General features: G+C 60.8%; 22 protein-coding genes. 6 read left to right on the top strand and 16 right to left on the bottom strand.

Features of this window, described 5'->3' with window-relative positions; all coding sequences use genetic code 11:
• Positions 1–225 precede the first annotated feature (225 nt).
• The 6 genes from AC1DKH_RS15915 (at position 226) to AC1DKH_RS15890 (ending at position 8,748) form a co-directional block, all read left to right on the top strand.
• Positions 226–1,386: an efflux RND transporter periplasmic adaptor subunit gene (locus AC1DKH_RS15915; RefSeq protein WP_477798626.1), complete on the top strand. Its 1,161-nt coding sequence runs from the start codon at positions 226–228 to the stop codon at positions 1,384–1,386.
• Positions 1,383–4,484 carry a multidrug efflux RND transporter permease subunit gene (locus AC1DKH_RS15910; protein WP_477798625.1) on the top strand — a complete coding sequence of 1,034 codons (3,102 nt, stop codon included), beginning with the start codon at positions 1,383–1,385 and terminating at the stop codon, positions 4,482–4,484. The genes AC1DKH_RS15915 and AC1DKH_RS15910 overlap by 4 nt, the downstream gene beginning before the upstream one ends.
• 9 nt (positions 4,485–4,493) lie before the next feature.
• Entirely contained in the window at positions 4,494–5,171 is a 678-nt protein-coding gene (locus AC1DKH_RS15905) for a heavy metal response regulator transcription factor (protein ID WP_477798624.1), read from the top strand.
• Positions 5,161–6,525 (top strand): heavy metal sensor histidine kinase, encoded by a 1,365-nt coding sequence (locus AC1DKH_RS15900; RefSeq protein ID WP_477762658.1) that lies wholly within the window; start codon positions 5,161–5,163, stop codon positions 6,523–6,525. Before AC1DKH_RS15905 ends, AC1DKH_RS15900 begins: the two co-directional genes overlap by 11 nt.
• Positions 6,526–6,773: 248 nt before the next feature.
• Positions 6,774–6,998, top strand: a complete 225-nt coding sequence (locus tag AC1DKH_RS15895) for a hypothetical protein (RefSeq protein WP_477760640.1) — start codon at positions 6,774–6,776, stop codon at positions 6,996–6,998.
• A gap of 247 nt (positions 6,999–7,245) precedes the next feature.
• Positions 7,246–8,748 (top strand): diguanylate cyclase, encoded by a 1,503-nt coding sequence (locus tag AC1DKH_RS15890; protein ID WP_477798623.1) that lies wholly within the window; start codon positions 7,246–7,248, stop codon positions 8,746–8,748.
• A 70-nt stretch (positions 8,749–8,818) separates the two neighbouring features.
• Here the strand turns inward: AC1DKH_RS15890 and lpxC are convergent, their stop codons facing one another.
• The 16 genes from lpxC to mraZ all read right to left on the bottom strand — a co-directional run bounded on the left by lpxC (position 8,819) and on the right by mraZ (position 26,652).
• Complete coding sequence (gene lpxC, locus AC1DKH_RS15885; protein WP_007939852.1) at positions 8,819–9,730, bottom strand: UDP-3-O-acyl-N-acetylglucosamine deacetylase; 912 nt, start codon at positions 9,728–9,730, stop codon at positions 8,819–8,821.
• Positions 9,731–9,842: 112 nt separating this feature from the next.
• Entirely contained in the window at positions 9,843–11,036 is a 1,194-nt protein-coding gene (ftsZ, locus tag AC1DKH_RS15880) for a cell division protein FtsZ (protein WP_477762656.1), read from the bottom strand.
• A 73-nt stretch (positions 11,037–11,109) separates the two neighbouring features.
• Positions 11,110–12,369: a cell division protein FtsA gene (ftsA, locus tag AC1DKH_RS15875; RefSeq protein WP_007989901.1), complete on the bottom strand. Its 1,260-nt coding sequence runs from the start codon at positions 12,367–12,369 to the stop codon at positions 11,110–11,112.
• A 15-nt stretch (positions 12,370–12,384) separates the two neighbouring features.
• Entirely contained in the window at positions 12,385–13,254 is an 870-nt protein-coding gene (locus tag AC1DKH_RS15870) for a cell division protein FtsQ/DivIB (protein ID WP_477753058.1), read from the bottom strand.
• A gap of 4 nt (positions 13,255–13,258) precedes the next feature.
• Entirely contained in the window at positions 13,259–14,242 is a 984-nt protein-coding gene (locus AC1DKH_RS15865; RefSeq protein ID WP_477798622.1) for a D-alanine--D-alanine ligase, read from the bottom strand.
• Positions 14,239–15,699, bottom strand: a complete 1,461-nt coding sequence (murC, locus tag AC1DKH_RS15860; protein WP_150727953.1) for a UDP-N-acetylmuramate--L-alanine ligase — start codon at positions 15,697–15,699, stop codon at positions 14,239–14,241. Before murC ends, AC1DKH_RS15865 begins: the two co-directional genes overlap by 4 nt.
• A complete protein-coding gene (murG, locus tag AC1DKH_RS15855; protein WP_477798621.1) occupies positions 15,692–16,762 on the bottom strand; it encodes an undecaprenyldiphospho-muramoylpentapeptide beta-N-acetylglucosaminyltransferase in 1,071 nt (356 codons plus the stop codon). Before murG ends, murC begins: the two co-directional genes overlap by 8 nt.
• Entirely contained in the window at positions 16,752–17,969 is a 1,218-nt protein-coding gene (gene ftsW / locus AC1DKH_RS15850) for a putative lipid II flippase FtsW (protein ID WP_477753055.1), read from the bottom strand. The genes murG and ftsW overlap by 11 nt, the downstream gene beginning before the upstream one ends.
• Positions 17,966–19,312: a UDP-N-acetylmuramoyl-L-alanine--D-glutamate ligase gene (murD, locus tag AC1DKH_RS15845; protein ID WP_477798620.1), complete on the bottom strand. Its 1,347-nt coding sequence runs from the start codon at positions 19,310–19,312 to the stop codon at positions 17,966–17,968. Before murD ends, ftsW begins: the two co-directional genes overlap by 4 nt.
• A gap of 6 nt (positions 19,313–19,318) precedes the next feature.
• Positions 19,319–20,401 carry a phospho-N-acetylmuramoyl-pentapeptide-transferase gene (gene mraY, locus AC1DKH_RS15840; RefSeq protein ID WP_007998264.1) on the bottom strand — a complete coding sequence of 361 codons (1,083 nt, stop codon included), beginning with the start codon at positions 20,399–20,401 and terminating at the stop codon, positions 19,319–19,321.
• The gene (locus AC1DKH_RS15835) at positions 20,401–21,768 is read right to left on the bottom strand and encodes a UDP-N-acetylmuramoyl-tripeptide--D-alanyl-D-alanine ligase (RefSeq protein WP_477798619.1); all 1,368 of its coding nucleotides are present in this window, start codon (positions 21,766–21,768) and stop codon (positions 20,401–20,403) included. The genes mraY and AC1DKH_RS15835 overlap by 1 nt, the downstream gene beginning before the upstream one ends.
• Positions 21,761–23,224 (bottom strand): UDP-N-acetylmuramoyl-L-alanyl-D-glutamate--2,6-diaminopimelate ligase, encoded by a 1,464-nt coding sequence (locus tag AC1DKH_RS15830; RefSeq protein WP_477798618.1) that lies wholly within the window; start codon positions 23,222–23,224, stop codon positions 21,761–21,763. Before AC1DKH_RS15830 ends, AC1DKH_RS15835 begins: the two co-directional genes overlap by 8 nt.
• Positions 23,224–24,963 (bottom strand): peptidoglycan D,D-transpeptidase FtsI family protein, encoded by a 1,740-nt coding sequence (locus tag AC1DKH_RS15825; RefSeq protein WP_223459011.1) that lies wholly within the window; start codon positions 24,961–24,963, stop codon positions 23,224–23,226. The genes AC1DKH_RS15830 and AC1DKH_RS15825 overlap by 1 nt, the downstream gene beginning before the upstream one ends.
• A complete protein-coding gene (gene ftsL, locus AC1DKH_RS15820) occupies positions 24,963–25,256 on the bottom strand; it encodes a cell division protein FtsL (RefSeq protein ID WP_477798617.1) in 294 nt (97 codons plus the stop codon). The genes AC1DKH_RS15825 and ftsL overlap by 1 nt, the downstream gene beginning before the upstream one ends.
• Positions 25,253–26,200 carry a 16S rRNA (cytosine(1402)-N(4))-methyltransferase RsmH gene (gene rsmH / locus AC1DKH_RS15815; protein WP_477753051.1) on the bottom strand — a complete coding sequence of 316 codons (948 nt, stop codon included), beginning with the start codon at positions 26,198–26,200 and terminating at the stop codon, positions 25,253–25,255. The genes ftsL and rsmH overlap by 4 nt, the downstream gene beginning before the upstream one ends.
• On the bottom strand, positions 26,197–26,652 hold the full coding sequence (mraZ, locus tag AC1DKH_RS15810; protein ID WP_221731512.1) for a division/cell wall cluster transcriptional repressor MraZ: 456 nt from the start codon (positions 26,650–26,652) through the stop codon (positions 26,197–26,199). Before mraZ ends, rsmH begins: the two co-directional genes overlap by 4 nt.
• Between the last annotated feature and the right edge of the window lie 321 nt (positions 26,653–26,973).

Below are 26,973 nucleotides of genomic sequence, written 5' to 3'. Positions count from 1 at the left end.
CTGCGTAGTGGGCAACCCGGCATGGATGGGCGGACCATAAGCCGCCATTACCGGAGAAACGGATATGTACTCGGTCAACCAACAACCTGGTCGGCCCAGAGGCCGCCAAGACCAGGCCAAACCCCAAACTGACAGCGCCGTCAGTTAGCCGTCACCCTCCTGACCGGCAAACAGGTTTATAAAGGAAAATACCAACCGTCTACCCAGCCCCGGCGCCCCACTCGCATGCGAATCCAGAAAAAATCCGCCCTGCTCGTCGCCCTTCTGATCGTCCTGGCAGCGCTGGGCCTGTGGTACGCCAACAAACCGGCCAAGGCCAAACTCGCCACCCCCACCGCCATCCCCGTGCGCGTGGTCGCCGTCGCCGAAAAAGACGTGCCGCGCTACGTCAGCGGCATCGGCTCTGTGCTGTCCCTGCACAGCGTCGTAGTCCGCCCGCAAATCGACGGCATTCTCACCAAAATCATGGTCAAGGAAGGCCAACTGGTGAAAAAAGACGACCTGCTGGCCACCATCGACGACCGGTCGATCCGCGCCAGTCTCGACCAGGCCCGGGCACAACTGGGCGAAAGCCAGGCGCAACTGCAAGTGGCGCAAGTCAACCTCAAGCGCTACAAGCTGCTGAGTGTCGACGACGGCGTGTCCAAGCAGACCTACGACCAGCAACAAGCCCTGGTCAACCAACTCAAGGCCACCGCCCAAGGCAACCAGGCCTCGATTGATTCCGCCGAGGTACAGCTTTCCTACACACAAATTCGCTCACCGGTCAGCGGCCGTGTCGGTATTCGCACGGTGGACGAAGGCAACTTCCTGCGCATGACCGACACCAAGGGCCTGTTCACTGTGACCCAGATCGACCCGATCGCCGTGGAGTTCTCCCTGCCGCAGCAAATGCTGCCGACCCTGCAAGGCCTGATCAACGACCCGCAACACACTCAGGTAAAGGCCTACATCGGTGCCGACACCGACGGCGAAACCGGCAACCTGCTCGGCGAAGGTCACCTGACCCTGATCGACAACCAGATCAACGCCAACACCGGCACCATCCGCGCCAAGGCCGAATTCGACAACGACGCACAGAAGCTCTGGCCGGGCCTGCTGGTGACGATAAAGATTCAGACAGCCCTGGATAAAGATGCGCTGGTGGTGCCGCCGACAGTCGTACAACGCGGCCTCGACCAGCACTTCGTGTACCGGGTCAATGGCGACAAGGTCGAAGCCGTGCAGGTGCAGATGGTCTATCAAGGCAGCGGCCAGGACATCATCAAGGGTGTGAAACCGGGTGATGTACTGGTCAGCGATGGTCAGTCGCGGCTCAAGCCCGGCGCTACCGTGCAAGTGCTGACCGAGCCGCCGCAAGTGGTGCGATCGGAGGCGGCGCAATGAAGGGCCATGGTTCGGTTTCAGCCTGGTGCATCGACCACCCGGTGGCCACGGTCCTGCTGACGTTCGCCCTGGTGCTGCTGGGTGTCATAGCGTTTCCGCGCCTGCCGGTAGCGCCGTTGCCGGAGGCAGAATTCCCGACCATCCAGGTGGCCGCGCAACTTCCCGGCGCCAGCCCGGAAACCATGGCTTCCTCGGTGGCCACGCCCCTTGAAGTGCAATTCAGTGCCATTCCCGGCGTAACCCAGATGACCTCGAGCAGTGCACTGGGCTCGACCAACCTGACCCTGCAATTCACCCTCGACAAAAGCATCGACACCGCCGCCCAGGAAGTGCAGGCGGCGATCAATACTGCCGCGGGCAAGCTGCCCAAGGACATGCCGAACCTGCCGACCTGGCGCAAGGTCAACCCCGCGGACAGCCCGGTGCTGATCCTCAGCGTCAACTCCTCGCTGATGCCCGGCCCGGAGCTCAGTGACCTGACGGAAACCCTGTTGTCCCGTCAGCTCAGTCAGGTCGACGGTGTAGGCCAGGTCGTCATCACCGGTCAGCAGCGTCCGGCGATCCGCGTCCAGGTTTCGGCGGACAAGCTCGCGGCCATCGGCCTGACCCTCGCCGACATCCGCCTGGCGATCCAGCAGACCAGCCTCAACCTGGCCAAGGGTGCGCTGTACGGGGAGTCGAGCATCTCGACCCTGTCCACCAACGACCAGTTGTTTCACCCGGAGGACTACAGCCAGCTGATTGTTTCCTACAAGGACGGTGCACCGGTTCATCTGCGCGATGTCGCCAAAGTCGTCAACGGTTCGGAAGATGCCTACATCCAGGCTTGGGCGGGCTCGCAACCGGGGGTCAACCTGGTGATCTTCCGCCAGCCTGGCGCCAACATCGTCGAGACCGTGGACCGCATCCAGGCCGCCTTGCCGGCACTGGAAGCGATGCTCCCCGCCTCGGTGCAGGTCAAGACGCTGATCGACCGCACCCAGACCATCCGTGCCTCGCTGCATGAAGTGGAAATCACCCTGCTGATTGCAATCATGTTGGTGGTGGCGGTAATGGCACTGTTCCTGCGCCAACTGTCGGCCACACTGATCGTGTCGGCAGTGCTCGGCGTGTCACTGATCGCCAGTTTTGCGCTGATGTATGTGATGGGCTTCAGCCTGAACAACCTCACGCTGGTAGCGATTGTGGTCGCCGTGGGGTTCGTGGTCGATGATGCGATCGTGGTGGTGGAGAACATTCACCGCCATCTCGAGGCCGGCGAAGGCATGCGCGAGGCCGCGATCAAAGGCGCTGGCGAGATCGGATTTACCGTGATTTCGATCAGCTTCTCGCTGGTGGCAGCGTTCATTCCGCTGCTGTTCATGGGCGGCGTGGTCGGGCGACTGTTCAAGGAGTTCGCCCTGACCGCCACTTCCACCATCATGATTTCAGTGGTGGTTTCGCTGACGTTGGCACCGACCCTCGCTGCACTGTTCATGCGCGCGCCAGTGCATCATGCCCACGACAAACCGGGTTTCGGTGAGCGCCTGTTGGCGTGGTACGAAAAAGGCTTGCGTCGTGCCCTCGCCCACCAGAAGTTGATGATCGGCGTGTTCGGCCTGTCGCTGGGGTTGGCGGTCGCCGGTTACATATTTATCCCTAAAGGTTTCTTCCCGATCCAGGACACCGGTTTCGTCCTCGGCACCACCGAAGCCGCTGCTGACATTTCCTACGGCGACATGGTGAAAAAACACCTGGCGATGGCCGAAATCGTCGCTGCCGATCCCGCAGTCGAAACGTTTTCACATTCCGTCGGTGTCTCGGGCAGCAACCAGACCATCGCCAACGGCCGCTTCTGGATCACCCTGAAAAAACGCAGCGACCGCGATGTCTCCGCCAGCCAGTTCATCGACCGGATTCGTCCGCAACTGATGAAAGTGCCGGGTATCGTCCTGTACCTGCGCGCCGGCCAGGACATCAACCTCAGCTCCGGCCCGAGCCGCGCCCAGTATCAATATGTGCTCAAGAGCAACGATGGCCCGACCCTGAGCACCTGGACCCAGCGCCTGACGGAAAAACTGCGCGCCAACCCGGCCTTCCGCGACATTTCCAACGACCTGCAACTGGGCGGCAGCATCACCCACATCAGCATCGACCGCAGCGCCGCCGCACGTTTCGGCCTCACCGCCAGCGACGTCGACGAAGCCCTGTACGATGCCTTCGGCCAGCGCCAGATCAATGAATTCCAGACCCAGGTCAACCAGTACAACGTGATCCTGGAGCTGGACACCAAGCAACGCGGCAAGGCCGAGAGCCTCAATTACTTCTACCTGCGCTCGCCCCTGAGCGGGGAAATGGTGCCGCTGTCGGCCCTGGCCAGGTTCGATGCGCCGACCATCGGCCCGCTGTCCATCGCTCATGACGGCATGTTCCCGGCGGCCAACCTGTCGTTCAACCTGGCCCCCGGCGTGGCGTTGGGCGATGCGGTGATCATGCTCAACCAGGCCAAGGCCGACATCGGCATGCCGACCGCCATCAGCGGCAACTTCCAGGGCGCGGCCCAGGCGTTCCAGAGTTCGCTGGCCAGCCAGCCGTGGCTGATTCTGGCGGCACTGGTGGCGGTGTACATCATTCTCGGCGTGCTCTACGAGAGTTTCGTGCATCCACTGACGATCATTTCGACCTTGCCTTCGGCGGGCCTCGGCGCGGTGATCATGCTGTGGATTTGCGGCCAGGACTTTTCGATCATGGCCTTGATCGGGCTGGTGTTGTTGATCGGTATCGTCAAGAAAAACGGCATCCTGATGATCGACTTCGCCCTCGAAGCGCAGCGCAATGGCGGGCTGTCGCCTGAGGAAGCGATCTTCAAGGCCTGTATCACGCGTTTCCGGCCGATCATCATGACCACCCTCGCCGCCCTGCTCGGCGCCCTGCCGCTGATGCTCGGTTACGGCACCGGCGCCGAACTGCGCCAGCCCTTGGGGATCGCGGTGGTCGGCGGCTTGCTGGTGAGCCAGGCGCTGACGCTGTTCACCACGCCGGTCATATACTTGTGGCTGGAGCGGCTATTCCATCGGCCTAAAGCAGCACCGGATCCGGCGCTGGCGACCACAGACTGAGGCGGGGTCATGCGCGTTCTGATTATCGAAGACGAAGAAAAAACCGCGGACTATCTGCATCGCGGCCTGACGGAACAGGGTTTCACCGTGGATATGGCCCGCGATGGTGTGGAAGGCCTGCACCTGGCGCTGGAGAGCGACTACGCGGTGATCGTCCTCGACGTGATGCTGCCGGGCCTCGACGGCTTCGGTGTGTTGCGCGCCCTGCGTGCGCGCAAGCAAACCCCGGTGATCATGCTCACCGCCCGCGAGCGTGTGGAAGACCGCATCAAGGGCCTGCGTGAAGGCGCCGATGACTATCTGGGCAAACCGTTTTCCTTCCTTGAACTGGTGGCACGCCTGCAAGCGCTGACCCGGCGCAGCGGTGGTCATGAACCAGTGCAAGTGAGCATCGCCGACCTGTGGATAGATTTGATCAGCCGCAAGGCGACCCGAGGTGGCGCACGGCTGGATCTGACTGCCAAGGAGTTCTCGCTGCTCAGTGTGCTGGCCCGGCGCCAAGGTGAAATCCTCTCGAAAACCGCCATTGCCGAAATGGTCTGGGACATCAATTTCGACAGCGACGCCAACGTCGTCGAAGTCGCGATCAAACGCCTGCGGGCCAAGCTCGACGGGCCGTTCGAAGAGAAGCTGCTGCACACCATTCGTGGCATGGGTTATGTGCTGGAGAGCCGTGGTGTCCGGTAACTCGATCGCGCTGCGTTTAAGCGGGATGTTTACGCTGGTGGCGCTTCTGGTCTTTCTGTTGATCGGCTGGGCTTTGTACCAACAGGTCGACAAAGGCCTGGGCCTGTTGCCGGAAGCCGAACTGGATGCGCGCTACAGTGTGCTCGAATCCACGGTGGGTCGTTACGGCACGCCCGAGCATTGGGTGAAGATCAACAACAAGCTCAATCTGCTGAGCGAAGAAGACAAGCGCATCAGTTTCTGGATCATCAGCGGCGATCCACACTACGAATACGGCAACCTGACACCGCAAATCCGCGCCTTTGCCCAAGGGCCGCTGGGCACCCGCGACATGCATCTGCCGGATCACCCCTATCCGCTGAAAGTGCTGGTCAGCGAATTCCCGGCCAAGGATCAGCGCCCAGCGCTGCGCTTCATGATCGCCATCGATACCGAGACGTTTTTCCACACCCAGCATCAATTGCTGATCGCGCTGATCAGCCTGGCGATTGTCGGCGTGCTGCTGGCCTCGGCACTGGGTTACTGGGTGGCTCGGATCGGGCTCAAGCCGCTGATCAAACTGTCCCAGGAAGCCCAGCGCCTGGCCCCGCCGTTGCGCTCGGGGCGCTTGCGATTGTCACCGTTGCCGCCGGAACTCGATCAATTCGTCAGCTCGTTCAACTCGACCCTGGAACGGGTCGAGCAAGCCTACTCGCGCCTTGAATCGTTCAACGCCGACGTCGCCCACGAACTGCGCTCGCCACTGACCAACCTGATCGGCCAGACCCAGGTCGCGTTGACCCGCGGACGCTCCGCCGAGCATTACTTCGAAGTGCTGCAATCGAACCTCGAAGAGCTTGAGCGACTGCGTTCGATCATCAACGACATGCTGTTCCTCGCCAGCGCCGATCAGGGCAGCAAGGCGACCAAACTCACCTCAACCTCGCTGGCTGATGAGGTGGCCACGACCCTGGAGTATCTGGATTTCATTCTCGAGGACGCTCAGGTCCGGGTTGAGGTCAGTGGTGACGCACAAGTGCGGATCGAGATCGCTCATCTGCGCCGGGCGTTGATCAATCTGCTGAACAACGCGGTGCAGCACACCGCGCCCGGGCAGGTGATTCTAGTGCGGATCGAAGCCCAGGAGCATCAAGTCAGCATCGGCGTCGCCAACCCCGGTTCGCCGATTGCCCGTGAACACCTGCCACGGCTGTTCGAGCGCTTCTACCGGGTCGATGCCTCGCGCAGCAACAGCGGCCACAATCACGGATTGGGGCTGGCCATCGTCAAGGCGATAGCGTTGATGCACGGCGGCGATGTGTTCGTGCGCAGTGACCATGGGATGAATACCTTCGGGATTCATCTGCCCGTCTGAAACCCCATTCCCTTGTGGGAGCGAGCTTGCTCGCGATACAGGCGACTCGGTGCAACTTCGGAACCGAGGTGATGCTATCGCGAGCAAGCTCGCTCCCACATTGGATTCAGGTGCACTTAAATGTGTGCTCAACCCACTATTGCTAGTACCGCAACAGTCCTTTCATGAATCCGCTCTTTTTCCCCTCGCCTCATATCCTTATCTTTGCCCGCACCAAACAGCACTTGCCAAGCAAGAAGGTTTTAAAGATGTCCAACAGTATGGGTATTGCCAGCGCTTTCGTTTTGTCCTCTTTGTTCCTGTCGCCCTTGGCGATGGCGGAAGAATCGCAGACTTTCGTCGCGCATAACGCTGCACGCGCTGCGACGTTCGGAGAGCATCAGATCGAAATGACCGCCAAGGCTGCGCAAGACGCCCAGGCCCCGCAAGCATCCAGCACTCAGGCGCAGCCACAGGCCGAGAAAGACAGCTGATCTGCACCGATCACTCCCGTTTCCCTCGACACTTTTCTTCGGCTCTTCCCTTTGAAAAGTTGTCTTCAAGGCCGCTGCTGTCAGCGGCTTTTTTTATAGTGGCGACTCAACCTTCATTGCAATTTTTGCAACGAAACTCACTGACGCCCACGCCATCGATCAATCGTTCGAGCAACAGGAACGATTCACTCGGCTGCTACGTTTATGCAACTACGCTTACAACGTCCCTCTAGCAGACGTCAGCCCTATGACCGCAAGCCGCACCCCGCATTTTCAAGGCCCGCCCGGGCGACCCGAGATCATGGTGATCCTCGGCAGCACCCTGACTGTCATCTCGATCCTGTGCATCGTCACTTACCTGCTGATCCGCGAACACGCCTACGCCCAGCAGACCGCCACACGCAGCGCGACTACCATTGCGCAACTGATCGATGCCGATGTCCTGCGTACGGTCGAGCTCTATGATTTGACCTTGCAGGGTCTGATCGCCGCCGCCCAACGGGACGACCTGAAACAGGTTTCGCCGCAGATCCGTCATCTGGTGCTGTTCGAGCGCTCCACCACCGCGCGCTACAAGGGCGACATCCTGCTGCTGGACAAGCACGGCGACGTGCTGGCCGACTCATCATTGATCGAGCCGAAACCGGGCAACTTCGCTGACCGCGATTATTTCCTGGCCCATGTCTTCAATCGCGGCACCGGCATGTTTATCAGCCGACCGTTCAAACCGCGCTGCGACTGCGATGACAACGACGAATGGCGCATCAGTTTCAGCCGGCGCATTTCCTCTCCCACGGGAGAGTTTCTGGGGGTCGCGGTGGCGTCGATGCGCATGAGCTATTTCGACCAGCTGTTCAGCAGCCTCGACATCGGCACCGGCAGTACGCTGGGCATCATCAACGATGACGGGATTCTCCTGGCGCAGAAACCGTACCGGGAAAAAAACGCCATCGGCAAAAGCTTCTCCAGCCGCCCCAACGTCGTACGCATGCTGCAGGAGCGCAGTGGTACCTTCGAAAGCGTGTCGAGTGTCGACCATCAACAACGCCTGTACACCTTTTCCCGGGTCGGCAACCTGCCGCTGACCGTCATCGTGGCCCTTTCCATCGATGAAGTGTTCGCCACCTGGAACCGCACTGCCTATGTGATCAGCGGTGCTACCGGGGTTTTGTGCATCGGTTTGTTATGGCTGACCTGGCTGCTCTGCCGCGAGCTGCGCCTGCGCCAACATGTCGAGCAGGAATTGGCGCAGTTGGCGGCCACCGATGCCTTGACCGGCGTGGCCAACCGTCGATCCCTCGATCAGACCCTGCGCCATGAATGGTTTCGTGCGCAGCGCAGCGGCAAGCCGTTGTCGTTGCTGATGATTGATGCCGATCACTTCAAGGCCTTCAATGATCGGCACGGGCATCAGGCCGGCGACGATGCCTTACGGGCATTGGCCGAGGTTATCCGCGCCAATGTCCATCGCCCGGCAGACCTGGTGGCTCGCTATGGTGGCGAAGAGTTTTCAGTGGTCCTGGCCGAAACTGGCAGTGAAGGCGCGCAGCAGATCGCCGAACATATCCGCGAGGCGGTGCAAAAACTGCCACTGGTGGACGCCGGCGAGCGACCGATGAGCGTGAGTATCGGTATTGCCACCTGGACGGCGGGCAGCGATATCAACCTGGAGCAATTGCTGTTCAGTGCGGACAAGGCGTTGTATCAGGCCAAGGAAGGGGGGCGTAATCGGGTTGTTTGTGCGGATTAAAGCAAAGATCTTTTGCTTCATAAAAAAAGGCCACCCGAAGGCAGCCTTTAAAAACTAGAGAGGTTTTTACTTACACGGCCGCAACCGGACGCATGTAAGAGATCGGTGCAGTGCTGGCGTCTTCGAACGTCACGACTTCCCAGGCATCTGTCTGCTCAATCAACTTGCGCAGCAGCTGGTTGTTCAGTGCGTGGCCGGACTTGAAGCCCTTGAACTCACCAATCAGGCTATTGCCCAGCAGGTAGAGGTCACCAATTGCATCGAGAATCTTGTGCTTCACGAATTCGTCTTCATAGCGAAGGCCGTCTTCGTTCAGTACGCCATCGGCGTCGACCACAATAGCGTTTTCAACACTGCCGCCGAGTGCGAGGTTGTGCTTGCGCAGGTACTCGATGTCACTCATGAAACCAAAGGTACGGGCGCGGCTGACTTCTTTTACAAACGAAGTGCTGGAAAAATCCACGCTTGCACTTTGGGTGCGGTCACGGAAAACCGGGTGATCGAAATCGATCTCAAAGCTCACCTTGAACCCTTCGAAAGGGACGAAAGTGGCGCGCTTGTCGCCGTCTTCCACTGTCACTTCACGCAGGATGCGGATGAACTTCTTGGCAGCGTCCTGTTCTTCCAGGCCAGCCGATTGAATCAGGAATACGAAAGGTCCAGCGCTACCATCCATGATCGGGACTTCGGACGCGGAGAGCTCGACGTAGGCGTTATCGATGCCCAGGCCTGCCATGGCCGAGAGCAAGTGCTCTACCGTGTCCACTTTGACGTCACCGTTAACGAGCGTGGTCGACATAGTGGTTTCACCAACGTTTTCCGCGCGGGCAGGAATCTGCACCACGGGGTCGAGGTCGGCGCGACAAAACACAATGCCGGTGTCGACGGGCGCTGGCTTGAGGGTCAGGTAGACCTTCTCCCCGGAGTGCAGGCCGACACCTGTGGCACGGATAATATTCTTCAGGGTGCGTTGTTTAATCATGGCATGGGCCGCTTCAGCGCAAATTGCGAACTGGTATCAACAAAGGCTGGCGATGATAGCAGACCAGACCTTTGCTGAACACCAATCACCCTAATACCCCTGATACATTTCATCAATCGGCCTGACGACGCAGGAATGCCGGGATGTCCAGGTAGTCCAGGTCATCTTGCGGATTCATCTTCGCGGCAGTCGCAGCACCGGCCTGAGCCTGGTTGCGCATGACGGTCGGACGGTCCAGGTCACGGTAGTTCACCGCTGGAGCTTCCTGACGAACAGAGGTCTGTTGTTGCGGCTGGGAAGCCATCGACGTGTGCACGGTATTGTCGATGATCTTCACCGGCTTCTCGATTTTAGCGCCTAAACCTGTGGCAACGACAGTCACGTGCAGCTCGTCGCGCATGTCCGGATCGATAACGGTACCGACCTTGACCATGGCGTGCTCGGAAGCGAACGCCTCGATGATGCTGCCCACGTCGGAGTATTCACCCAGGGACAGATCCGGACCGGCAGTAATGTTCACCAGGATGCCGCGAGCGCCTTGCAGGTTCACGTCTTCGAGCAACGGGTTGCGAATGGCCGCTTCGGTGGCCTCACGTGCACGGTTCGGACCGCTGGCGCAGCCAGTGCCCATCATCGCCATGCCCATTTCGCTCATCACGGTACGCACGTCGGCGAAGTCGACGTTGATCATGCCCGGACGCTTGATGATGTCGGAGATACCGCGAACAGCACCGGCCAGTACATCGTCGGCCTTGGCGAAAGCCGACAAGAGGCTTGCGTCTTTACCGAGGATGGTCAGCAGCTTCTCGTTGGGAATGGTGATCAACGAGTCGACGCTTTCAGACAGCAGACGGATGCCTTCGTCGGCGATCTGCATGCGCTTGCGACCTTCGAACGGGAACGGACGAGTCACCACCGCAACGGTGAGAATGCCCATTTCCTTGGCCACTTCAGCAATGATTGGCGCAGCACCGGTACCGGTACCACCGCCCATGCCCGTGGTGATGAACACCATATTGGTGCCCTGCAGGACTTCGGCAATGCGCTCACGATCTTCCAGAGCGGCCTGACGACCTACTTCAGGGTTGGCGCCAGCGCCGAGACCTTTGGTCACGCCGGTGCCCAGTTGCAGGATGGTCCGCGCGCCGATGCTTTTCAGCGCTTGGGCATCAGTGTTGGCGCAGATGAATTCAACGCCTTCAATGTTGCTCTTGACCATGTGGTTGACAGCGTTGCCGCCGCCACCGCCGACACCGATAACTTTGATTACCGGGCTTGCGGGGATGTTGTCTACGAGTTCGAACATTTTCCCTCTCCTTTACATTCTCTAGTTTTTTCGCCTACTGCGTGCTTCGGTGTAACGGTGTTGCGGTAAATCTTCAGAAATTGCCCTGGACCCACTTCTTCAGGCGGTCCAGCAGCGGAGCCTGTGGCTCTTCGTTGCTGTAGCTGTCGCGGCTGCCGATGCCCGAGAACGAGATGCCGTCGGACTGCTTCTGCAGGCCGTACATCAACAGGCCGACGCCGGTGGAATAGATCGGGTTGCGCACCACGTCATCCAGACCTTTCACGCCGTGAGGCACGCCCAGGCGCACCGGCATGTGGAAGATTTCCTCGGCCAGTTCAGTAGCGCCTTCCATCTTCGACGTACCGCCGGTCAGCACGATGCCGGCCGGGATCAGGTCTTCGTAGCCGCTGCGGCGCAGTTCGGCCTGGATCAGCGTGAACAGTTCGTCGTAGCGCGGCTCGACCACTTCGGCCAGGGCCTGGCGGGACAGCTCGCGTGGTGGACGGTCGCCAACGCTTGGCACCTTGATGGTTTCACCGGCACCGGCCAGTTTGGCCAGGGCGCAGGCGTAGCGAATCTTGATTTCTTCGGCGTACTGGGTCGGAGTGCGCAACGCCATGGCGATGTCGTTGGTCACCTGGTCACCGGCAATCGGGATCACTGCGGTGTGACGGATCGCGCCTTCGGTGAAGATCGCGATGTCGGTGGTGCCGCCGCCGATGTCCACCAGGCACACGCCCAGCTCTTTCTCGTCATCGGTCAGTACCGAGTACGCGGAAGCCAGTTGCTCGAGAATGATGTCGTCGATTTCCAGGCCACAACGACGCACGCATTTTTCAATGTTCTGTGCGGCATTGACGGCGCAGGTGACCACGTGGACCTTGGCTTCCAGACGCACGCCGGACATGCCCAGTGGCTCGCGGACGCCTTCCTGGTTATCGATCACGTAATCCTGCGGCAGGGTGTGCAGTACGCGCTGGTCAGCCGGGATCGCCACGGCCTGGGCCGCGTCGAGTACACGCTCAAGGTCCGCCGAGCTGACTTCGCGATCACGAATCGCCACGATGCCGTGGGAGTTCAGGCTGCGGATGTGATTGCCGGCCACACCGACGAACGCCGAGTGAATGCGGCAACCCGCCATCAGCTGCGCTTCTTCGATGGCGCGCTGGATCGATTGCACGGTGGATTCGATGTTCACCACCACGCCTTTTTTCAGGCCACGGGACGGATGGGTACCGATCCCGACGATTTCCAGCGTGCCGTCGTCCGCGACCTCGCCCACCAGCGCCACCACCTTGGAGGTGCCGATATCGAGACCGACGATCATTTTGCCGCTTTGCACGTTTGCCATGGGTCCTGCCTCTTCTTAATTCTTCGCGACAGCGGGTTGGGCTGCCGTGGGCGCTACAGGTTCCCGCCAGCCAACAGCGAGGCCGTTGGCGTAGCGCAGATCGATGCGCGCAATGTTCGTAATCTGTTCTTTGAGCGTCTTGTCATAGATGGCGATGAAACGGCGCATCTTTTCCACCTGGTTGCCGCGTCCCAGCAGCAGTTCGATCCCGGGACCCGCGCTGCCGGGGCCGGTGGTCAGGAACCAGCTGCCACGATCACGCAGTTCCAGGCGTGCAATCGAGAAGCCCAGCGGCCTGAGCATCTGGCTCAGCACCTGGTATTGCTGCATCACTTGCTGTTGAGCCCGCTGCGGGCCAAACAGCTGAGGCAAGTGTTCGTAGTTCGCCAGCTCGCGCGGGGTGAAGGCCTGGCCCTGGTTGTTCAACAGCGACTCGTCACCCCATCGGGCCACCGGCAGTTGTTCTTCCAGGCGGATCACCACTTGATCCGGCCACACCCGGCGCACTTCGGCGTGGGCAATCCATGGCATCGTTTCCAGCTCGGTGCGCATGCTCGCCAGGTCGATGGTGAAGAAGCTCGACGCCACGTACGGGGCGATCCGCTGCTGCACCGCTTGCTGGCTGATGTAACTCAAGTCGCCCTGCACGTTGATCCTGGTGATCGGCCGGTCGGCATACGGCAACAGCCGTGTCGCGCCTTCGTAAGTACCGAACCCCAAAGCCACCAGCACTACCGGCCAGAACAACGCTTTGAGAAAACCGAAGTTGGCTTTCGGCAGGCGCGCGGACATCGGCTCTTTGGCCACCATTCGGCTGGCACCCCGCGGCACCGGCTTGCGGCCGGGCGATGCGGGGGGCTGATGTCTGAGCTGAGCGCCTTGCATGGCCTTAACCTCTCGTCGACTCTTGGTTACCGGCAGTGTTGCCGGCAACGCTCTCGGCCAGAATGGCCAGAACCAGTTGCTGGAAATTCAGACCGGCAGCACGGGCCGCCATCGGCACCAGGCTGTGATCGGTCATGCCCGGTGCGGTGTTGACTTCCAGGAACCAGAACTGCCCGTCGGCGTCCTGCATCACGTCTGCCCTGCCCCAACCGGCGATACCCAGCGCTTCACAGGCTTTCGCCGTGAGGTCCATGAGTTCCTTTTCCTTGGCGCTGTCCAGACCGCACGGAATGCGGTACTGGGTATCGTTGGCGATGTACTTGGCGTCGTAGTCGTAGAAGCTGTGCGTCGTGCCCAGGGCAATCGGTGGCAACACCTGGTCACGCAGGGTGGCGATGGTGAACTCCGGACCGTGAATCCATTGCTCGACCAGCACTTGCGAATCGTAGGTACTGGCCGCTTTCCATGCGTCGATCAATTCGGACGCGGAACTCACTTTGGCCATACCGATACTTGAACCTTCATGGGCCGGTTTGACGATCAAAGGGAAGCCCAGTTCCGTCGCCGCCGAAATACAATCGGCCTCGCTGCTGAGTACCGCGTGACGTGGGGTCGGAATGCCCAGGCTGTGCCAGACCTGCTTGGTGCGCAGCTTGTCCATGGCCAGGGCCGAAGCCAGGATGCCGCTGCCGGTGTACGGAATGCCCAGGCATTCGAGCAGGCCCTGCATGCTGCCGTCTTCACCGCCACGGCCGTGGAGGATGATGAAGGCGCGGTCGATTTTTTCGCTCTGCAAACGCTGCAGCAGGTCATCGCCCACGTCGAGGCCGAACGCGTCCACACCGGCGCTTTGCAGTGCGTCCAGAACGGCGTTACCCGACTTCAGGGACACTTCACGCTCGGCACTCTTGCCGCCGAACAGCACGGCGACGCGGCCGAAGTCTTTCGGCGCGATCGTGGAGACCAGGTTGGCGTAGGCAGCAGTCATTTCAACTTCCCCTTCTCCGGCGCGGCAACGGCACCGGCGAACAACTCACTTTTCAACAGTTTTGGTGCGAGACCGCCGATATCGCCGGCGCCCTGGCACAGCAGGATGTCGCCGGCGCGCAGCAGCGGCTTGACCACTGGCGCAAGGTCGACACCACGCTCGATGTAGATCGGGTCGAGCTGGCCACGCTGACGGATGCTGTTGCACAGCTTGCGGCTGTCGGCGCCCGGGATCGGCTCTTCGCCGGCCGGATAGACTTCCATCAGCAGCAGTACGTTGGCGTCGGCCAGTACATTGACGAAATCGTCGTACAGGTCGCGGGTGCGGCTGTAGCGGTGCGGCTGGTAGACCATCACCAGGCGGCGCTCCGGCCAGCCACCGCGTACGGCCTTGATCACTGCCGCGACTTCCGTCGGGTGGTGACCGTAGTCATCGACCAGCATTACATTGCCGCCGTCTACCGGCAGTTCGCCGTAGACCTGGAAGCGTCGGCCGACACCCTGGAACCCGGACAGGCCCTGGACGATGGCTTCATCGCTGACGCCTTCGTCGGTGGCGATGCAGATAGTCGCAAGGGCGTTCAATACGTTGTGGTTGCCCGGCATGTTCACCGAAACATCCAGTGGCTCGCGGTCGGGACGCAGTACGGTGAAGAAGGTCTGCATGCCTTGCTGGCGCACGTTGATCGCACGTACGTCGCAGTCTTCGCCGAAGCCATAGGTGACCGTCGGACGTTTGACCTGCGGGAGGATTTCACGCACTACCGGATCGTCCAGGCACACCACCGCCAGACCGTAGAACGGCAGGTTGTGGAGGAATTCGACGAAGGTTTTCTTCAGCTTGTTGAAGTCACCGTCGTAGGTCGCCATGTGATCGGCGTCGATGTTGGTGACCACGGCCACCAGCGGCTGCAAGTGCAGGAAGCTGGCGTCGCTTTCGTCGGCTTCAGCAATCAGGTAACGGCTGGTGCCGAGCTGGGCATTGGTACCCGCGGCATTCAGACGGCCACCGATTACGAATGTCGGGTCCAGGCCACCGGCGGCGAACACCGACGCGATCAGACTGGTGGTCGTGGTTTTGCCGTGGGTACCGGCAACGGCGATGCCGTGGCGATAGCGCATCAGCTCAGCCAGCATCTCTGCACGCGGCACCACCGGAATACGGCGTTCCAGTGCGGTTGCGACTTCCGGGTTGGACGTGTTCACGGCACTCGACACCACCAGCACGTCGGCGGCAGCGGCGTTCTCGGCGCGGTGGCCGATGAAGATCTGCGCGCCGAAGGACTCCAGGCGCTCGGTGACCGGCGAAGCCTTCAGGTCGGAACCGGACACTTCATAGCCCAGGTTCAACAACACTTCAGCAATCCCGCACATGCCCACACCGCCGATACCAACGAAGTGGATGCGACGGATGCGGCGCATTTCCGGTTGTGGCATGGCTTTCTGATTCTCAACCATGGGCCACCTCCAGGCAGCTATCGACCACGTTACGGGTGGCATCGGGTTTGGCCAGGCGGCGTGCCGCAGTAGCCATTTCGTTGAGTCGTTGTGGTTGCATCAGGACCTCTGTCAGGCGAGCGGCAAGATCCGCTGCACCAGTCGTTCTTTGCGGCATCAGGAAGGCTGCGCCTTCACGGGCCAAATATTCGGCGTTGCGGGTCTGGTGATCGTCGATGGCATGAGGCAAAGGCACCAGCATCGAGGGCAGACCGGCGGCGGCCAGTTCACTGATGGTCAGCGCGCCTGCGCGACAAACCACCAGGTCGGCCCAGCTGTAGGCTTGGGCCATGTCTTTGATGAAGGGCTGCACCTGCGCCTCGACGCCAGCCGCGCGATAGCGCTCTGCAGTCACTTCATCGTGGTTTTTGCCGGCCTGATGGAACACTTCCGGACGCAAATCGGCAGCGACTTGCGACAGGGCTTCAGGCAGCAACTTGTTCAACGGTTCTGCGCCCAGGCTTCCGCCCAGGATCAGCAAACGCGCCTTGCGACCAGCCAGGGCAGGTCGCGATGTCTCGAGGAACAGCTCGGTGCGCACCGGATTACCGGTGGTCCGGCGGCTGTCCGACAGGGTAAAGGTGTCGGGGAACGCTTCACAGACTCGGGCGGCCAACGGCACCAGCAACCGATTGGCGGTACCGGCCACGGCGTTCTGTTCGTGAACGATCACCGGCACGCCGGCCAGTTTGGCGGCAACGCCACCAGGACCGGTCACATAACCACCAAAGCCAACCACGCAGACCGGCCGCAGCCGACGAATGATCGCCCGCGCCTGCCAGACCGACTTGAGCAACATGAACGGCGCCTTTAACAGGGACAGCTTGCCCTTGCCGCGCAGACCGCTGGCATTGATCCGGTGCAACTCGATACCGGCCGCCGGCACCAGATCGTTCTCGATGCCACGCGGAGTGCCGAGCCAGTGCACGGTATAGCCGCGTGCCTGGAATTCGCGGGCACAGGCCAGTGCCGGGAACACGTGGCCACCGGTGCCGCCAGCCATGATCATGACGTTAGCGCCCATGGTTCGGCTCCTCGGCGAAGTCGCTCTCATGGAACTCCATCTCTTCACTGCCCAGGTGGGTTCGACTTTCCCACTCGATGCGCAGCAACAAGCCGAGACAGGCACAGCAGATCACCAACGAACTACCGCCATAACTGAGGAACGGCAAGGTCAGACCCTTGGTCGGCAGCAGACCGACGTTTACACCAATGTTGATCAGGAACTGACCAATCCACAGGAACGACAGACCGTAGGCCACGTAAGCCGCGAAAAACTGCTTGGCCTTTTCAGCCCACAAACCGATGTACATGCCACGAATGCACACGAAGACGAACAGTGCCACGGTGCACAACGAACCCACCGCCCCCAGCTCTTCGGCCAGGACCGAGAACACGAAGTCAGTGTGGGCTTCCGGCAGGTAGAACTGTTTCTGCACGCTGTTGCCCAGGCCGACGCCCAGCCATTCACCGCGACCGAAGGCGATCAACGCCTGGGACAACTGATAGCCGGCGCCGAACTGGTCGGCCCATGGATCGGCAAAGTTGGTCAGGCGCGCCATTCGATACGGCTGCATTTGAATCAACAGCACCACCGCGCCGACAGCCAGCACCACCATCAGGGAAAAGCGGAACAGCCCGACGCCGCCAAGGAACAGCATCGCCGCCGCGGCACCCATCATCACGACGGTGGCACCGAAGTCCGGTTCCATCAGCAGCAGGCCCGCCATTGGCAGCAGCACGATGAACGGCTTGAAGAAGCCCATCCAGCTTTCGCGCACTTCTTTCTGGCGGCGCACCAGATAACCGGCGAGGTAGATCACCACGAACACCTTGGCGATCTCGGAAGGCTGAACGTTGAAGAAACTGAAGCCGATCCAGCGCATCGAGCCGTTAACCTCACGGCCGATCCCCGGAATGATCACCATCACCAGCAAGCCGAACGCACCGAGCAGCATCAGCCAGCCCAGCCGTTGCCAAGTAGCGATCGGGATCATCATGGTGACGATGCAGGCACCCAGGCCCAGCACCACGTAAATAAGGTGGCGAATCATGTAATACAGGGCGCTGCCCGACTGCACGGCCGCCACTTCGGTCGATGCCGAGGCAATCATGATCAGCCCCAGGCCGAGCAACGTCAGGCAACCGGCGAGCATCGGGAAGTCGAGGTCGATACCGCGCCCGGTGATGATCGGCGAAGGGTATGGCTTGATGATGTCTCTCAGGCTCATGCCAGATCCTCCACGGCTTGGACGAACTGGTGACCACGGTCTTCGTAGTTCTTGAACATGTCGAAACTGGCGCAGGCTGGCGACAGCAGCACCACGTCGCCCGGCTGGGCGGCGGCGCGGCATTGCTCGACGGCCTCGGCCAGGGAGCCGGCGCGGATCAGCGGTACGGCGTCGCCGATAGCCTCGCCGATCCTGTCGGAGTCGCGCCCCATCAGCACCACGGCGCGGCAGTTGGCCGCCACCGGATCGTGCAGGTCCTTGAACTCGGCACCTTTGCCATCGCCACCGGCGATCAGCACGACTTTGCCGTCGATGTCTGCGCCCAAACCTTCGATGGCCGCCAGTGCGGCGCCGACGTTGGTGGCTTTGGAATCGTTGTAATAGCCCACGCCGTCAAGATCGCGGACCCATTGGCAGCGATGCTCGAGACCGGCGAAGGTGCGCAGGCTCGACAGCATGGCATCGAACGGCAGGCCGACCGCATGGCCCAGGGCCAGGGCTGCCAGGGCGTTGGACTGATTGTGGGCGCCGCGAATCTTCAATTCGCGCACCGGCATCAGGTTCTGGAATTCGAAGGCCAGGTATTTCTCGCCGTCTTCTTCACGGATACCAAACGCCTTGAAATCGGGTTTGCTCAGGCCGAAGGTCCAGCATGGCTGCCCTTCGCCCATCAACGGACGACTCAGGGCGTCCTGGCGATTGACCACGAACTGCCTGGCGCCACGGAAGATCCGGTGCTTGGCCAGGTGATAGGCCGGCAGACCGCTGTAACGGTCCATGTGGTCTTCGCTGACGTTGAGCACGGTCGCCACTTCGGCATTGAGCTGATCGGTGGTTTCCAGCTGGAAACTCGACAGTTCCATCACGTACAACTCGATGTCGTCGCTGAGCAAGTCCAACGCCGGGGTGCCGAGGTTGCCACCGACGGCAACTCGCTTGCCGGCTGCAGCCGCCATCTCGCCGACCAGCGTGGTAACGGTGCTTTTCGCGTTGGAGCCGCTGATGGCCACGATCGGCGCCTTCGCGTTACGCGCGAACAGTTCGATATCACCGGACAATTTCACGCCACGGGCGGCGGCGGCCTGCAGGGCCGGGGTCGCCAGCGCCAGGCCGGGGCTGACGTAGAGCTCGTCGGCACGGCACAGGAATTCGACGTCCAGCTCGCCACAACGCACTTCCACATGCGGATAGTCACACTTGAGCGTGGCCAGTTCCGGTGGGTTTTCCCGCGTATCGGCCACTGCAAACGCCACGCCCCGGTTCGCCAGGAAGCGAACCAGGGACATGCCGCTCTTGCCGAGGCCGACAACGATGCGGAAGTGGTCAGAAGCGATCAGAGACACGTATTTCTACCTCAGCTTCAGGGTGGCAAGGCCAATCAGCACGAGAATCACGGTGATGATCCAGAAACGGACGATCACGCGCGGCTCGGGCCAGCCCTTGAGTTCAAAGTGGTGGTGAATGGGCGCCATGCGGAATACGCGGCGACCGGTCAGCTTAAAAGAGGCAACCTGAATGACGACTGACAGGGTTTCCATCACGAACACGCCGCCCATGATGAACAGGACGATTTCCTGACGGACGATCACCGCGATGGTGCCCAGGGCCGCGCCCAGCGCCAGTGCGCCGACGTCGCCCATGAAGACTTGTGCCGGATAGGTGTTGAACCACAGAAAGCCCAGGCCTGCTCCGATCAACGCGCCACAGAACACGATCAGCTCGCCTGCGCCCGGCACATAAGGAATCAGCAGGTATTCGGCGAATTTCACGTTACCCGACAGGTAGCAGAAAATGCCCAGGCCGCCGCCCACCATCACCGTCGGCATGATCGCCAGGCCGTCTAGGCCGTCGGTCAGGTTGACCGCGTTGCTCGAACCGACAATCACGAAGTAGGTCAGGACGATGAAGCCGGCACCCAGTGGAATGCTGTAGTCCTTGAGCATCGGCAGGATCAGTGTGGTTTCCACCGGCGTGGCAGCGGTCACATACAGAAAGATCGCCGCGCCCAGGCCGAACACCGATTGCCAGAAATATTTCCAGCGGCTCGGCAAGCCACGGGAGTTTTTCTCGATGACCTTGCGGTAGTCGTCGACCCAGCCGATGGCGCCGAACAGCAGGGTCACCAACAGTACGACCCAGACGTAACGGTTGCTCAGGTCAGCCCAAAGCAGGGTGCTGACACCGATGGACGACAGAATCAGTGCGCCGCCCATGGTCGGTGTACCCGATTTGGACAGGTGCGACTGCGGGCCGTCATTGCGAACGGACTGACCGATCTGACGGTTCTGCAGGGTGCGGATCATCCACGGGCCATAGCACAGCGACAAAACCAGCGCGGTCAGTACACCGAGAATCCCGCGCAGGGTCAGGTACTGGAAGACCGCGAAGCCTTTGTAGAACTGTTGCAGATACTCCGCTAGCAGCAGCAGCATTAATGTTTCTCCAGACTGGACCCGCACAAGGCGGCGACGACGTTTTCCATCGCAGCGCTGCGCGACCCCTTGATCAAAATGGTGGTGTTTGTGTCTTGTTCGGCGTCCAGGGCCTTGATCAGCTCAGCCTGTGTGCTGAAGTGAAAAGCCTGTGGACCGAATGCGTTCACGGCGTGAGCCATCATTGGCCCGACGGCGTACAGAGCAGAAACCTTGCCACGGGCGTACTCGCCCACGTCGCGGTGCCCCTGCTCCGCCCATTCGCCCAACTCGCCGATATCCCCGAGCACCAGGACGGTGCGACCGGAAAAGCCGGCCAGTATATCAACGGCAGCGCACATGGAGGTGGGATTGGCGTTGTAAGTGTCATCGATCACGCGCATGCCATTGCTGGCCAATTGCGCAACGGTGCGACCCTTGACCGGTTGCACCGCGCCAAGGCCGGCGGCGATACCGAACAGCGACACACCCAGGGCATGGGCGGCAGCGGCGGCGGCCATGGCATTGGCGACGTTGTGGGTGCCGAGCAGGTTCAGTTGAACGCGCGCCACACCTTCAGGGCCGTGCAGGTTGAACGCCGGGCAGCCGCGAGCATCGGTGGCCAGGTCACTGGCATGGAAATCGGCGCTGGCGTTGCTCAACGCAAACGTCAGCACTTTGCGGTCACCGGCGCGCGCCTTCCAGATACCGAATGCCTTGTCGTCGAGATTGAGAACGGCGACGCCATCGGCATCCAGCCCTTCGATAATCTCGCCCTTGGCTTCGACGATTTTTTCCGGACCGCCGAACTCGCCGACGTGGGCGGTCCCGGCGTTATTGAGAATGGCTACGTGCGGCTTGGTCATGCTCACGGTGTAGGCAATTTCGCCCAGGCGCGAGGCACCCAGCTCGATCACTGCGGCAGCGTGTTCCGGCGCCAGTTCAAGCAAGGTCAGCGGCACGCCGAGGTCGTTGTTCAGGTTGCCACGGGTGGCCAGCACCGGACCACGGGTGCGCAGGATGCTCGCAAGCATTTCCTTGACCGTGGTCTTGCCGCTGGAACCGGTGATGGCCGCGACCGGATGGGTGTAGGCGGCGCGATTCAGCGCGCCCAACTGGCCCAGGGCCTGGCGAGTGTCGCTGACCAGCAATTGTGGCAGCGTGCTGTCGGCGACTTCACGCTCGACCAGCGCGGCCACGGCACCCTTGGCGGCGACTTCATTCAGATAATCATGACCATCGAAGCGCGGACCGGCCAGCGCGATAAACAGTTGACCAGGCTTGATTGCGCGGCTGTCGATGCTGACACCGTCGAAACTGGCATCGGAGGACACCAGGCGAGCATTCAGCGCACCGGTCAGTTCGCTCAGTTTCAAGGCCTTAAGCATGGGCCACCTCCCACGCGGTCAAGGCATGATCGGCCTCGACCAGATCGGAAAAGGCATGACGCTCGCCGTTGATTTCCTGATAGTCCTCGTGACCTTTACCGGCCAGGACAATCACGTCATCCACCGAAGCGCTGGCGATCAGTTGGGCAATCGCCTGGCCACGACCGGCAACGAACTCCACTTTATCCACAGCCGTGAAACCGGCGCGGATGTCATCGAAAATCACTGCCGGGTCTTCAGTACGCGGGTTGTCATCGGTCACCAGCACGCCATCAGCCAAGCGCTCGACCACTTCGGCCATCAACGGGCGCTTGCCGCGATCGCGGTCGCCGCCACAGCCGAACAGGCACAGCAACCGACCCTTGGCGTGTGGACGCAGGGCCAGCAATACTTTTTCCAGGGCATCCGGGGTGTGGGCGTAATCGACCACCACCAGCGGCTGCGAACCACCGCCCAGACGCTGCATGCGACCGGCAGGGCCTTCAAGCTGCGGCAGCACCTTGAGGATTTCGTCCAGGGCGTAATCAAGACCGAGCAACGCGCCGACCGCCGCCAGGACATTGCTCAGGTTGAAGCGACCGAGCAAGGTGCTGCGCAAGAGGTGCTCGCCCTGCGGCGTGACCAGTGTGGCGCGCACGCCTTCGTCGTCGAATTGCGCCTGGCGGCAATACAGGTAAGCACTGGAATTTTCCAGGCTATAGGTGATCAGCCGCGATTCGCACTTGTCGGCAGCCAGTTGCCGGCCGAACTCGTCGTCGAGGTTGACCACGCGGCATTTCAAGTCATTCCAGGCAAACAGCCTGGACTTGGCTTCGCCGTAAGCCTGCATGGTGCCGTGGTAATCCAGGTGATCGCGGGACAGGTTGGTCATCACCGCCACATCGAAGGCCAATGCGGTCACGCGGCCCTGGTCCAGGCCATGGGAGGAAACCTCCATCGCCACGGCTTTGGCCCCGGCCTTTTTCAGGTCCGCCAAGGTCGCTTGCACGGCAATCGGGTTTGGTGTGGTGTGCAGGCCGCTTTCCAGCGCGCCGTAGAAACCGCAACCGAGTGTGCCGACCAGGCCGCAGTGCTGGCCGAGCAGGTCCAGTGCCTGGGCGACCAATTGCGTCACGCTGGTCTTGCCGTTGGTGCCGGTTACGCCCAACAGGTTCAGGTGATGACTCGGCTCGCCATAAAAACGCCCGGCGATGTCCGACAGTTGAGCCGCCAGGCCCTTGACCGGAATCAGCGGCACTTCAGTGATCGGCAGGATCGTGGCGCCTTCTACTTCATAGGCCACCGCAGCAGCACCGCGCTGCAAGGCGTCGGCAATATGCGCGCGCCCATCGAATTTCCCGCCCGGCACGGCGAGGAACAGATCACCCGCGCGCACATTGCGGCTGTCCAGGGCGAGTTCGCGAATCAGCAGATCGTGGCCGGCGTGAGGGAAAATCTTGTTCAGGCTCAGAGACATCAGCCGCGCCCTCCATTGGCTTTCAGCGGAACGACCGGTGTTGCGTTCGCTTGTTGAGTAGGTGGCAGGTTGTCCGGCGTAATGTTCATCAGGCGCAGAGTGCCCGACATCACACGACTGAACACCGGCGCGGAAACCAGGCCACCGAAGTAACCGGCCTTGGTCGGCTCGTCGATCACCACCACGATGGCGTAACGCGGATCGCTCATCGGGCCGAAGCCGGCGAACAGCGAACGGTAGGAGTTCTCGGCGTAGCCCTTGGTGCCAACCGAGGTTTTACGCGCAGTACCCGACTTGCCGCCCACGTGATACGCCGGCACCTGCGCACGGAACACACCGCGCGGGGCCTCGATCACTTGTTGCAGCATGCCTTGCATGGTTTTCGCGACGGCCTCCGGCAACACCTGGGTGGTTTGCGGTGCCTTGTCGGTCTTGATCAGGGTCAGCGGTGCGAGGCGACCGTTGTTGGCCAGGGCCGAGAAAGCGTGGACAAGCTGGATTGCGGTCACGGAGATACCGTAGCCGTAGGACAGCGTGGCGGTTTCTGCCTTGCGCCATTCGCGGTAGTTCGGCAGGTTGCCGACGCGCTCGCCCGGGAAGCCCAGGCCGGTGTCCTGGCCGAGGCCGACTTTCTGCGCGAGACGGAAAATGGTTTCGCCGCCAATGTCGAAGGCAACCTTGCTCATGCCGACGTTACTGGAGTTGATCAGGATGCCGGTCAGGTCGAGTACCGGGCCTTCGGTCTTGGATACGTCCTTGATGGTGTACTTACCAATCTGCAAGGATCCCGGATACACCTCGACGGTGTCGCTCGGTTTCCAGCGGCCGGTTTCGATCGCAGCGCTCATCGAAATCGCTTTCATGGTCGAACCCGGCTCGAACACGTCGATCATCGCGCGGTTACGCATCATCGCCGGTTGCAGGTTGCGACGGTTGTTCGGGTTGTAGGTCGGCTGGTTGACCATCGCGAGAATCTCGCCGGTCTTCACGTCCATGATCACCAGGCTGCCGGCCTTGGCGCCGTTCTCGATGATCGCGTTGCGCAATTCGCGGTTGGCCAGGTATTGCAGGCGCAGGTCAATGGACAACGCCAAGGGCTTGCCGGCCTTGGCGTTTTTGGTGACCTGGACATCCTTGATCAGCCGGCCGCGCCGGTCCTTGATCACCTGACGCTTGCCAGGGACCCCGGCCAGCCATTCGTCGTAGGCCAGTTCGACGCCTTCACGACCGTGATCGTCGATGTCGGTAAACCCGACCATATGAGCAGTGACTTCGCCGGCAGGATAAAACCGCCGAAACTCTTCGATGCCATAGACACCCGGCACCTTCAGGTCGAGCACGGCCTGACCCTGCTCAGGCGTCAGCCCGCGCACCAGGTAAATGAATTCTTTGTTGGCCTGGGCTTCAAGACGCTCGGTCAGGGCTTTGGGATCTTGTCCCAGTGCAGCGGCCAGTGCTGGCCACTTGTCTTTTTCCAGCTGCATTTCTTTGGCGTTGGCCCACAGCGTGGTCACCGGGGTGCTGACGGCCAAAGGCTCGCCGTTACGGTCGGTGATCAGACCACGGTGAGCCGGAATCGGAATATGACGAACGCTGCGCGCATCGCCCTGACCTTTAAGGAAGGCACGATCGACCACTTGCAGGTCAATGATGCGCCAGGCAATCGCGGCCACCATGACGCCAAGCAAACCCAGCACCACGCGGAATCGCCAAGGAAAGAGTGCACCTTCGAGTTTCATCATGGCGCCACCATCTTCACGTCAGCGGCACCGGGGATGTGCATTTTCAATTGTTCGGTGGCCAGCACTTCGATACGGCTGTGGGCGGTCCAGGTGCTCTGCTCCAGAATCAACCGGCCCCACTCGGCTTGCGCCTTGTCGCGCACGCTCAATTCGTTGTACAGCGAATTCAATAGCTGACGGTTCCAGTGCGCGCTGTAGGACACGCCGATGGCCGACACGAGCACGCCGACAAATAACATCAGCATGAAGAAGCTTCCGCCGGGCAATGGCTTGGCGAAAAGCTTGCTCACCGCAGCTTCTCCGCCACACGCATGACAGCACTACGGGAACGTGGGTTGGCTTTGAGTTCGGCGTCGGAGGCCGTCTGCGCTTTGCCATGGACTTTGATTTTCGGTTCGAAGGCGACATGCCGAACCGGCAGGTTGCGCGGCAGGTTGTCGGCTTCGCCTTTCACCAGCTTGCGCATGAACAGTTTGACGATACGGTCTTCCAGCGAATGGAAGCTGATCACCACCAGGCGACCGCCCACTTCCAGGCACTCCAGCGCGGCTTCGAGGCCGGTCTGCAGATCACCCAGTTCGTTGTTTACGTGAATGCGCAATCCCTGGAAGGCGCGGGTTGCAGGGTTTTTTCCCTTTTCCCATGCCGGGTTGGCGACCTTCAGGACTTCTGCCAGGTCACCGGTGCGCTCGAATGGCTTGATGTCTCGGCGCTCGGCCACGGCACGGGCCATGCGACCGGAGAAACGCTCTTCGCCGTATTCCTTGAACACCCGTGCGATTTCTTCCACGGGCGCGGTGTTGACGAATTCGGCGGCGCTGATGCCACGGGACGGATCCATGCGCATGTCCAGCGGGCCGTCGTTGAGGAAGCTGAAGCCGCGCTCAGGGTCGTCGAGCTGTGGCGAAGACACGCCCAGATCCAGCAATACGCCGCTGACCTTGCCGTTCATCCCGCGTTCGGCGACTTCCGAACCGAGCTCGGCAAAGCTGCGCTGCACAACGACAAAGCGGCCGTCTTCGGCCGCTAGCGTCTGCCCGGTGGCAATCGCTTGTGGATCTTTATCGAATCCGAGCAACTGACCATCGGGACCGAGCTGGCTGAGGATCAACCGGCTGTGTCCGCCGCGCCCGAACGTGCCGTCCAGATAGCAGCCATCAGGACGTACGGCGAGAGCCTCGACAGCTTCGTCAAGCAGTACGGTGATGTGGTTAAAGCCGCTATCAATAGTCACAGGATCAAATCACGCAGTTCATCAGGCATCGCGCCCGGTTGTTGAATGGCAGCCAGGTCAGCGGCAGAAACCGCGTTCCAGGCATCCTCGTCCCACAATTGGAACTTGTTCAGTTGGCCTACCAACATCGCGCGCTTATCCAACTTGGCATATTCACGAAGACGCGGCGGAACCAGAAAACGACCACTGCCATCGAGCTCGAGGTCGACGGCATTACCAATCAATAAACGTTGCAGGCGGCGGTTCTCTTCGCGAAGCGAAGGCAGTGCGCGCAGTTTGGTTTCAATAATTTCCCACTCATCGAGGGGGTAAACACACAAACAAGGATCAACGGCATCAATTGTCACGATCAATTGACCGGAACTGCGCGATTCGAGCTCGTCACGGTACCGGCTCGGCATTGCGAGACGGCCCTTTGCATCGAGACTGATAGCGTTGGCTCCGCGAAACACGTCAGCGTTTCTCCAAATTCTAGCGTTTTGAGTTCAAAAAACCCACTTCATGCCACTTTCCGCCACTTGCGCACACTATAGGAATGCGCCCACCACACCGTCAAGGCGCGGAGCAAAGGAAAACCCTTACAGAACTGAGATTTAGGAGCATTAACGGAGAGGCAACGAGAATCCGGCAGATGAAACTGATCGATAACTTGAATCAGCACAGAAGGCTGCGTTCGAAAGTTAAAGTGATTTATTAAGAGTAAGATTTTTTTGGTATTACAAAAGAGGTTCTGCTGATGATTGTGTAAGGAGGGAAATTGCTATCACTTGCCC

The organism is Pseudomonas sp. 05L36, from assembly GCF_056398125.1.
Note: the sequence above shows the minus strand (reverse complement) of the source record. Positions and strands in the feature narration are given on the sequence as shown.